Annotated in this window: 10 protein-coding genes and 1 pseudogene; 5 read left to right on the top strand and 6 right to left on the bottom strand. The window is 56.6% G+C overall.

Features of this window, described 5'->3' with window-relative positions; genetic code table 11:
• Positions 1 to 58 precede the first annotated feature (58 nt).
• Together HX823_RS00710 and HX823_RS00705 are read right to left on the bottom strand one after the other, a co-directional pair.
• The gene (locus HX823_RS00710; RefSeq protein WP_026000030.1) at positions 59 to 1,645 is read right to left on the bottom strand and encodes an ABC-F family ATPase; all 1,587 of its coding nucleotides are present in this window, start codon (positions 1,643 to 1,645) and stop codon (positions 59 to 61) included.
• Positions 1,646 to 1,665: 20 nt separating this feature from the next.
• Positions 1,666 to 2,859: a tyrosine-type recombinase/integrase gene (locus HX823_RS00705; RefSeq protein ID WP_177073902.1), complete on the bottom strand. Its 1,194-nt coding sequence runs from the start codon at positions 2,857 to 2,859 to the stop codon at positions 1,666 to 1,668.
• Between the two features lie 282 nt (positions 2,860 to 3,141).
• Between HX823_RS00705 and HX823_RS00700 the strand changes: the two genes are divergently transcribed.
• The gene (locus HX823_RS00700) at positions 3,142 to 3,318 is read left to right on the top strand and encodes a hypothetical protein (RefSeq protein ID WP_177073901.1); all 177 of its coding nucleotides are present in this window, start codon (positions 3,142 to 3,144) and stop codon (positions 3,316 to 3,318) included.
• Between the two features lie 850 nt (positions 3,319 to 4,168).
• On the opposite strand, the gene HX823_RS00695 is transcribed toward HX823_RS00700, so the two are convergent.
• Both HX823_RS00695 and HX823_RS00690 read right to left on the bottom strand, forming a co-directional pair.
• Positions 4,169 to 4,813: a hypothetical protein gene (locus tag HX823_RS00695; RefSeq protein ID WP_177073900.1), complete on the bottom strand. Its 645-nt coding sequence runs from the start codon at positions 4,811 to 4,813 to the stop codon at positions 4,169 to 4,171.
• A gap of 4 nt (positions 4,814 to 4,817) precedes the next feature.
• Positions 4,818 to 5,129: a hypothetical protein gene (locus HX823_RS00690; RefSeq protein WP_177073899.1), complete on the bottom strand. Its 312-nt coding sequence runs from the start codon at positions 5,127 to 5,129 to the stop codon at positions 4,818 to 4,820.
• Positions 5,130 to 5,299: 170 nt separating this feature from the next.
• On the opposite strand from HX823_RS00690, the gene HX823_RS00685 reads away from it, so the two are divergent.
• Both HX823_RS00685 and HX823_RS00680 read left to right on the top strand, forming a co-directional pair.
• Entirely contained in the window at positions 5,300 to 5,938 is a 639-nt protein-coding gene (locus tag HX823_RS00685; RefSeq protein ID WP_177073898.1) for a hypothetical protein, read from the top strand.
• A gap of 351 nt (positions 5,939 to 6,289) precedes the next feature.
• Complete coding sequence (locus HX823_RS00680) at positions 6,290 to 6,544, top strand: hypothetical protein (RefSeq protein ID WP_177073897.1); 255 nt, start codon at positions 6,290 to 6,292, stop codon at positions 6,542 to 6,544.
• Here the strand turns inward: HX823_RS00680 and HX823_RS00675 are convergent.
• Complete coding sequence (locus HX823_RS00675; protein WP_177073896.1) at positions 6,537 to 7,754, bottom strand: DNA cytosine methyltransferase; 1,218 nt, start codon at positions 7,752 to 7,754, stop codon at positions 6,537 to 6,539. The two genes, HX823_RS00680 and HX823_RS00675, sit on opposite strands and share 8 nt — an antisense overlap.
• Positions 7,755 to 7,785: 31 nt before the next feature.
• On the opposite strand from HX823_RS00675, the gene HX823_RS00670 reads away from it, so the two are divergent.
• Positions 7,786 to 8,067 (top strand): hypothetical protein, encoded by a 282-nt coding sequence (locus HX823_RS00670; protein ID WP_099489925.1) that lies wholly within the window; start codon positions 7,786 to 7,788, stop codon positions 8,065 to 8,067.
• A gap of 50 nt (positions 8,068 to 8,117) precedes the next feature.
• A complete protein-coding gene (locus tag HX823_RS00665; RefSeq protein WP_256349937.1) occupies positions 8,118 to 8,354 on the top strand; it encodes a hypothetical protein in 237 nt (78 codons plus the stop codon).
• Positions 8,355 to 8,432: 78 nt separating this feature from the next.
• Here HX823_RS00665 and HX823_RS00660 read toward each other — a convergent pair.
• Positions 8,433 to 8,639, bottom strand: a pseudogene (locus HX823_RS00660) (DNA cytosine methyltransferase); the annotation flags it as partial.
• Positions 8,640 to 8,656: the final 17 nt, after the last annotated feature.

Here is an 8,656-nt window from a genome sequence, read left to right as displayed (position 1 = left end):
GCGGGACAAGCCCGCTCACTACAACAGGCCCGCTCGCCACAGTTACTGGCAGAGTGCTTTAGAACACCACACCTTGGCTACGCAGGTAATCATCATAGGTGCCGCTGAAGTCGATCACGCCAGTGGCGCTCAACTCGATGATGCGGGTGGCCAGGGACGATACGAACTCACGGTCGTGGCTGACGAAGATCAGCGTGCCCGGGTAGTTCTCCAGCGCCAGGTTCAGCGCTTCGATGGATTCCATGTCCAAGTGGTTGGTCGGTTCGTCCATGAGCAGCACGTTCGGCTTTTGCAGGATCAGCTTGCCGAACAGCATGCGGCCTTGCTCACCACCGGAAATCACCTTCACTGACTTCTGGATCTCGTCGTTGGAGAACAGCATGCGACCCAGGGTGCCACGGATCATTTGCTCGCCTTGGGTCCACTGGCCCATCCAGTCGAACAGGGTCACGTCGTCTTCGAAGTCGTGGGCATGGTCCTGAGCGTAGTAGCCCAGTTCTGCGGCGTCGGTCCACTTGATGCTGCCGGCGTCCGGGGTCAGTTCGTTGACCAGGGTGCGCAGCAGGGTGGTCTTGCCGATACCGTTCGGGCCGATGATCGCCACGCGCTCGCCGGCTTCAACCTGGAAGCTGAAGTCTTTGAACAGCGGCTTGCCGTCGAAGCCTTTGGCCATTTTTTCGACCATGACTGCCTGGCGGTGCAGCTTTTTGTTCTGCTCGAAACGGATGAACGGGCTTACGCGGCTCGACGGCTTGACTTCGGCCAACTGGATCTTGTCGATCGCCTTGGCACGGGAAGTGGCCTGCTTGGCTTTCGAGGCGTTGGCCGAGAAGCGGCTGACGAAGGATTGCAGTTCGGAGATCTGCGCCTTCTTCTTGGCGTTGTCCGACAGCAGTTGCTCGCGGGACTGGGTCGCCACGGTCATGTACTCATCGTAGTTGCCCGGGAACAGGCGCAGCTCGCCGTAGTCCAGGTCAGCCATGTGGGTGCACACGCTGTTCAGGAAGTGACGGTCGTGAGAGATGATGATCATCAGGCTGGAGCGCTGGGTCAGGATGTTTTCCAGCCAGCGGATGGTGTTGATGTCCAAGTGGTTGGTCGGTTCGTCGAGCAACAGCACTTCAGGATCGGAGAACAGCGCCTGGGCCAGCAATACGCGCAGTTTCCAGCCTGGGGACACTTCGCTCATCGGGCCGAAGTGTTGTTCCAGGGGAATGCCCAGGCCCAACAGCAGCTCACCGGCACGGGATTCGGCGGTGTAGCCGTCCATCTCGGCGAACTCGGTTTCCAGCTCGGCCACGGCCATGCCGTCTTCTTCGCTCATTTCCGGCAGCGAGTAGATGCGGTCGCGCTCGGCCTTGACCTTCCACAGCTCTTCGTGACCCATGATCACGGTGTCGAGCACGGTGAATTCTTCGTAGGCGAACTGGTCCTGGCGCAGCTTACCCAGGCGCACGTTCGGCTCCAGCATGACCTGGCCGCCGGACGGATCGAGGTCGCCGCCGAGGATTTTCATGAAGGTCGACTTGCCGCAACCGTTGGCACCGATCAAACCATAACGGTTGCCGGCGCCGAACTTGACCGAGACGTTCTCGAAGAGCGGCTTGGCGCCGAACTGCATGGTGATGTTAGCTGTGGAGATCAATTACTTTACCTATCAATAGCTTAGAGTGCGCTTATTTGAACTGGGACCAATTTGGGACCAATTTGGAGCTTTTCCATTTCGCCCCAATCTGAGCTTGAGTTGATCCAACGCGCATAAGTCGAGAGCAGCATCTGCACGCTATGGCCGAGCTGCTGGGAGATGAAGGCGGGGTTCATGCCAGACATAATGCATATTGTCGCATAGGTGTGACGACAGTTGTATGGCGGCCGACGACGGATATTCAGCGCTTTCAATGTCGGAACCCATTGCTTGTGCAGATCAGACGTCTGCTTCACGTACTCCGAGTTCTTCGAGGGCGGAAAAATGAAAGGCGTTTCCAGCACTTTTCCCTTGCCCATTTTCCGACGCTCTGCGTATTCCTTGGCGAACGCCAGGGCGTGCAGAGCGCGATCATTCAGCAAAACAAAGCGGTCTCCGCCCGTTTTCGTACGCTCCACCACTTCCCCCAAGGCGATCCCACGACACACGTGGGCTGTCTTCTTCTCTTCGTCTATCGCGTCCCAGCGCATCGCCAGGGCCTCGGAAAGACGCATTCCTGTAAAAAACACAAACTCAAAAAATGCCGCGTAGATCGTGCTGGGCCAATGTTCATGCTCGTACATCTTGGCGATGATCTGGTTTGCCTCGTCCAGGGTGAACGGGTCGATCTCCTTTTTGCTGCGCTTGGGCAACTCCAGAATCGCCGCCGGATTCTTCGGGATCAGTTCCTCGGACATCGCTGAATTCAGGATGGTCGACAGCTTCGAGATCGCGTTGCGCTTCACCCCGGGCGACTTCCATTCCCTGGAGGCCATGACCCGGCGTAGCAGGGTGGTGGTGATCAGATCGATCCGCACCAGGGCCAGTCCGGGCATCCAGTACCGGTTCAGCGCCCCCTTGTAGTTGTTCTTCGTTCCGGCCACCACCTCCCGACTATCCAGCCAGAGCTGTGCGTACTCGCCAAAGTTGATCTTGCCACCGGCGACGTTGCTGGAGCCGGGGAACAGCTCGGCGTACTTGTCGTCATCGAGTAGCCCCAGCCTGATCAGGCCTTTTACTTGATCAACAACCTGTGAGGCAGACTTGATTCCTTTCTGTGTCGGGGGATAGGGGAGCGTTTCACTGCGCCTGCTGCCGTTCCACATAAAGCGGATGCGGATCGATCCGTGGTGGAGGTCCATTCCTGCGGGCAAACCCATTGGCTTTCGAGCCATTCGTAGTATCTCCTGATGCTGTAGATAATCCTGCCGCAATGAGTGTTCCAGACACCTTCGGGTATCTGCTTTCTGGCGCGCTTGGAGCGCAGGGCGGCGAGGGTGGTGCCGAGGATCTGGGCCATCTGCGCCTCGGAGACTTTGTCGCCGGTGATGCCGTCGTTGAATTTTTCGGCTGCTGACATGGGGTATCCTGGCCGCGCGTGGCGGCAGAAGGTGGCCCGCCGCTCACCGGCAGGCACATGTGGTTTAATAGGAAAAATTCTTGAATGGAATCGAACGATGGATAAGGCGTTTAAGCAGCCAATGTTTGTAGTAGGGCTGCCGCTTACGATTTGCGGATTTGTTTTCGGGCTCACTGGTCTGCTGGTGAGTGGGACATTGGCCTATGTCGCCCCGGGGTTTTTGATACCTGGTTTGGTGTTCATGGTGATTGGCTGGCAGAAACGGGATAAGTAAGTCGCCGCTCACCGGCAGGCATGTAGGGGAATGGCGTAATGGCGTTTTGCTGATATTTAAAGTGCGTGGGGTTTGGCGTACAAAAAGACTCAACTAAGTTCGTGATGAGGCATGGACGTGTCACACAATCTTGATGCCCCGATTGCTCACGCTTACCGGGGGCACGTGATGTTTCTTAAGTTCGATTGGCGGCGCCCAAACGACGACGCCCCGGTCGCGGCCAGGATCATCGAGCCTGCACCCATCAATGGCTTAGGCGAGGTTGCTGCTGAGTTGAAGGGGCCGTGGCCTGATTATCCAGCAGCGCTCGACGAGGCCATGGCCGCTGCTGAGAGATGGGTCGATAGCCAACTTCCCTAAAGCCGCTCTCCGGCAAGCTATTGATAGATAAGAGGGGAGGGAGGCCGACAGATCGCCGAATCGGCATGCGGAACTTCCCGACATTTTCTTGTACAAATAATGCGCCTGTGTAGAGGTTCTCGTGCCACACTCAAGGTAGGAGAGCCATTCGGTAACCCGTCATACATCCCGCCATAGCCCATTGAGCAAGAGCATGAGTCCCACAGACGATCTCAGATTCCAGTCACACTCCCTTCTTGTTGAGCTTGACGCTGCGACAACGCAATTGATGATGTTGGTAGTAGAGGGCAAGCTCTCCGGGGCTCGTTGGGATGAAGCGTTCGCTCGTCAAAGTTCTGCCTATTCAGCTTGGGTAACTGCCGTCAGGGGCGTCCAAGTCGACCCAATGCCGGTTCTCGACGGTCGCCCTCCTGAGGAGCCGCTCACGTCCTAATGCCGCGTCAACGCGGAGCCTTGTAGATGAACACGTAGGCGAACCAGAGGGTGGCGATCATGGCGTCACCCGCTTGAACTCGACCACCCAGACCCACGGATTGGCGTTCCAGTCGCCGCCGACAGAGTTCCAGAGCAGTTTGAACGATTTGCGCGGATCAGCGCTGTAGGTTTCGATCCCCTCGACGTGCCACCAATCACCCAGTTCTGCATGATCGGTGTAGAGCCGCACTCCCTCAGCCTTGGCCTGCTCTTCGCTGATGTCCTGCAACCGCTCGACGCGCACGTCGGTGATCTCCAGCAGGATGCGACTGACCCACCGAGGCGTGTAAATGCTGGGCTTCCATGTCGGCTGGTCCTGTTCATAGGGGTTGAGGCCGTCAGCGGCGTACACCAGGTCGCCGTCCTCTCGCGCCTGATCAAGATCCTCCATGTCGACAGGTTGCAGGTACGGACCTTTCTGGATTTCGGAGTGGTTGCAGTACCAGGTCTCGCGCACCCATAGCCGGTCGCCTGGCTTGCCGTAGGGGCAAAGGTCAGCATTGCCGGGTAGCGCCAGAAACGCCGGTTCAAACCCGGCGGCCAAGCAATCTAGGGCCGCCTGTTTCTTCACGGCTCGCCGCGTTACGGTCTTCCGGCCATCCAGGATGGAGCGCACCATCGGCGCCGAGAACAGGATGGGGCGTTCTTTGATTGGGGTCATGAGCTCACTCCGTACCTATCAGGTAGGTGGGCTCAGTTGCTTCGGCCAACCAGTCGCTAAGGCATCCACATTCAGCGTGCGGCGGATCCTCGTCCGTCCACTGCCGATCAAGCATGGTTTCGCTGGTCAACTCGGCATCCCAGGCTGCGTAGTTGGCAGGGTCATCGCCGTTCATCTCTGCCAGCACGCGCCGGGCTTCGTCTTCGCTGGTTGCAGCTACCCAGTCTTGATCGCCGACGCTGTAGCATCGCAGATCGGGGCGTGCAGGTTGGGAGCCGTTCAGTTCGAACTCAGGATTTTCGTTTTCTTTGGTCATGACTGCGTCCTTGCCGCTACAGCGGCTGACTTTGAAGAGGGAAAGAGTCATTGCTAGGTGGGGTACAGGTGCGCTCTTGCTGTGGATACTTCATATTACTATTTTTAGTAATGTGCTAAATTGGGCTGCAGCATGATCGGTTCCTATATTTCTGACTACGGAGAGTCAATATGTCTCTAGCTGGTTTTTTCGACTTTGACGTTATTGCTAAACGATTTCCAACAGCTTCAATTAAGGAATATGGCCTCAGCGAAATAGATGCCTTAATTGAGTGCAAGCCTAACGATATTTCGCAAATGGGAATGTCCGTCTGGCATCAGATCGTAACTAGGAGTTTATATAAGGTTGATCCACAAGAGATGGGGAGCCATATGGGGGATCCGCTGCTCTATAAAATGATTGAAAAAAAACTCAAACAGCCAATTCTGAAAGACATACTCGCTGTGTTGATAGATGTGAGCGATGAGAGTCTCGATGATACTGCCTGTGCACAGGTTATTGTCGCTTGGACGTATCCAAATGATTTAATTTTGCTTGATGTGAATTTTCAGGATCCGCACCAAGTTATACCTAAAAACAAGCGGAAGTATCAGCATCAAACACACAAAGGCTTGGGCCTAATTGATAGCTTTATGACTGCTTTGGAAGTTAAGGCGAAGGAACTTAATTGTGATCATATTCTTTTGGTTGCCGCCGATAAAGATCTAGTTCCTTTGTTTAAGCGGTACGGATTTGATTTGGATGGATCGCAAGCGTCGAAGATTGCTTATCAAATGGGGTTTAGCATTCCTATGTCAAAGTCTATTTAAGTGCGGCATCATTTTTGATAGCAAGTCATTCATTTGCCTATCTAGGGCAGTGCTGTATTGATTTGGCAGTTCTGGCTGCGGCAAGCGCTTCAAATTCGTCAGTACAGGCACTACTGCCGTTCAGGCGCATCCGACCTATTTACAGCTCTGCGGCGTCGGCGGACATGATGTGCAGGTACGGGGTGCGCTGGGCGCGGGTGATTAGCCAGGCGGAAACCGCCGGGCGCGCAAGCAGCTTGGCGACCAAGCGCCAAACAGGTTGACCACTGGGAGTCCTTGCCGGGCCATGCCCGGGCGATGGAGTGGGGAGAGATCAGCAACAGTTCAGCAATCAGCCAAACGGAGGTGGTGATGGACAATTACGTTTGTGTTATCTGTGGCGGGAAGGGCAAGGAAAGGTATTCGACGGGGGAGTTCAGAGATGTCGAGTGCTCCGACTGCGGCAAGTACCTGATCTCGCTAACGGTGCTGGACGACATGAGGAAGAGAGAACGCCGCTTCAACATCCCTGCCACCAGGGCTTGCATAAATGGCTTCATTGCCGCAGGTCTGCCTGCCGTAATTTCCAAAGCTGAAATCGCCTACCACCAGCTGTTTTCTACTTGACGTCTAATTGTTGCAGAAGGCGCATGCCGATCCAGCGAACCACGGTGACGGCCTTGCTGTTGCCGATCGCCTTGTAACGGGGCCCGTCCGGGCATTCGCTGGCTGGCTTGCCGCGCCATGGGATCAGGGTGTAGTCGTCTGCCATGCCCTGTAGGCGTTCGCACTCAACGGGAGTTGAGCGCCGTACTCTGGAGTCTGAGAGGATGTGTGGGGTGCCGCCCGGGTCTGGTGCGTGATCGCCCGCTTGGAGGGTGTGAGTGAGTTCACCAGTCAGCGAGCCGTTGCGAACATCGACGCCGTGTACGAAGAACGTCTCGCTTTCAATATCAAGTCGGCTGTTCTTGGCGGTGAGGGTGGCGGCCGACTCGATCGAGCCGGCCAGGCTGTGCCCGCCGAATGCCGGTATGCCACCGAACATATCGACCGCAGGCCCCTCGTCACCTTCGCAATCCGGACAGCCGTAAGGCCCTAAGGATTCAGCGAAGACGTGTCCGCATCCACACTGGAGCGCAGGACCGAAAGGAGCTGTTCCGGTAACGTCTTGCCCCTGGCCTCGGCGCGGCGCAGTATCCCGGCGCACGCCTTCGCGCTCAAAAAGTACCTCGGCGGGATCGAACTCGTCTCGAGCACTTGCGACAACGAACACACGACGGCGTCGTTGGGCCAGGCCGAAATATTGGGCGTCCAGGACCCGCCACGCGATTGTTCTTTTGGGTCCATACACACAACCAGCGTCCTGCCATTTCTTCCCTGGAGGCTGCAGCTCGCAGTCTTCCCCAGCAAGCGCGCCAAGAAAGCATCCGAAGGCGTTCCCTTTGTCGCTGAGGACGCCGGGGACGTTTTCCCAGACGATAACGCTGGCGGGCTTTCGCTGGCCGGCGCGAACATAGTCAACTGCATCTGCAAGCTCCACGTATTTGATGGTGAGGGCGCCGCGAGGGTCGGTGAGGCCTTCGCGCATACCGGCGACAGAGAAGGCCTGGCACGGGGTGCCGCCGACCAGCACATCCGGTGCCGGGATCTTGCCGGCCAGCACCAGGGCGGCCAGCTTCGTCATGTCGCCGTGGTTCGTCACGTCCGGGTAGTGGTGGGCCAGGACCGCCGAGGGGAACGGCTCGATCTCGGCGAACCAGGCGGCGCGCATGCCCAGCGGATGCCAGGCCTGGGTCGCAGCTTCGATGCCACTGCATACGCTTCCGTATGAGATCATGGGCAGACTCCTCGGTTAATGGATTAAAAAAATGGAAATTCTTTCTTCTGCCGCCAAGTACTACCCGGCCCTTACCTGCGTTTTTGCTTTTCTGTCCGCAATTGCGTGGACGAGGTCGGCCACAGTTCGGGTTCCCTTCAGCATGAGAAACTCGAAGGGGGAGCCCAGACACGACTTAGATATTGGCGAAGACAAAAAAGGCCGATTTCACCTACAAGAAACGCTGCACAAGCAGGCCTATTGGAATCGTGCGGCAGCAGGACTCGGCGCCGCAGCTGCTATGTTTCAGGCGATCCAAGTATTTGGTGTCTGAGCGTCGAGGTTGGCAGGGGCAATCTTTTTGGGGTATTACGGGTGACCGGCATGGAGCCAATTCAAGGAGCGAAGATGTTTGCGAAAATAGTTGTGGGGATACTGATCGGTTTTGTCGCAGGTTTCGTTGATTCTAAAGGACCATTTTGGGCAAAGAGAGCTGAGACTATTTTGCAGGTCCTGATTTTCCTAATTGGTCTAGCCTTCCTCGCTTACTCCTTTGCGGGTGGCGTGATGTACGGCGTGATGGCTATTGCCGAGATCGGTCTCGGCTTCTGCGCATACTGAATAGTATTTAGACCGACAAGTGTGTACTCCTAAGCCCTCTCAGGCAGGCGCCTCCCTCCGTTACCGGATGCAGCGAGTGGGGTGGTTCGTGGTGTGCATGCTGATCGCTTGCGGGCTGTGGTTCTTAGCCACGCTCACCGTGTGGCCCAGGCCCATCTCCAGGCCTGTACCGGCGCCGCCGCCATCACAGAAGAAGTCGACAACGATTTGATCGTCCTGAGGGTTGAAGCCGAGTTCGTATTGGGTTTTGAAATCGAAGGCGTGTTTCTTCTGTTGTGCGGACATAGGGGGTCCTCGCCGGC

This window comes from Pseudomonas sp. P7759 (assembly GCF_013386445.1).
GTDB lineage: Bacteria > Pseudomonadota > Gammaproteobacteria > Pseudomonadales > Pseudomonadaceae > Aquipseudomonas > Aquipseudomonas azotoformans_A.
The sequence above is the reverse complement of the archived record's forward strand: the minus strand, read 5'-3'. Positions and strand labels throughout refer to the sequence as shown.

What these genes read in the sequence shown, in the direction of transcription:
- HX823_RS00705 (WP_177073902.1), bottom strand. Translation starts at nt 2,859, where the DNA reads ATGGCTCGAAAGCCAATGGGTTTGCCCGCAGGAATGGACCTCCACCAC.
- HX823_RS00700 (WP_177073901.1), top strand. Translation starts at nt 3,142, where the DNA reads ATGGATAAGGCGTTTAAGCAGCCAATGTTTGTAGTAGGGCTGCCGCTT.
- HX823_RS00695 (WP_177073900.1), bottom strand. Translation starts at nt 4,813, where the DNA reads ATGACCCCAATCAAAGAACGCCCCATCCTGTTCTCGGCGCCGATGGTG.
- HX823_RS00690 (WP_177073899.1), bottom strand. Translation starts at nt 5,129, where the DNA reads ATGACCAAAGAAAACGAAAATCCTGAGTTCGAACTGAACGGCTCCCAA.
- HX823_RS00685 (WP_177073898.1), top strand. Translation starts at nt 5,300, where the DNA reads ATGTCTCTAGCTGGTTTTTTCGACTTTGACGTTATTGCTAAACGATTT.
- HX823_RS00680 (WP_177073897.1), top strand. Translation starts at nt 6,290, where the DNA reads ATGGACAATTACGTTTGTGTTATCTGTGGCGGGAAGGGCAAGGAAAGG.
- HX823_RS00675 (WP_177073896.1), bottom strand. Translation starts at nt 7,754, where the DNA reads ATGATCTCATACGGAAGCGTATGCAGTGGCATCGAAGCTGCGACCCAG.
- HX823_RS00670 (WP_099489925.1), top strand. Translation starts at nt 7,786, where the DNA reads ATGGAAATTCTTTCTTCTGCCGCCAAGTACTACCCGGCCCTTACCTGC.
- HX823_RS00665 (WP_256349937.1), top strand. Translation starts at nt 8,118, where the DNA reads ATGGAGCCAATTCAAGGAGCGAAGATGTTTGCGAAAATAGTTGTGGGG.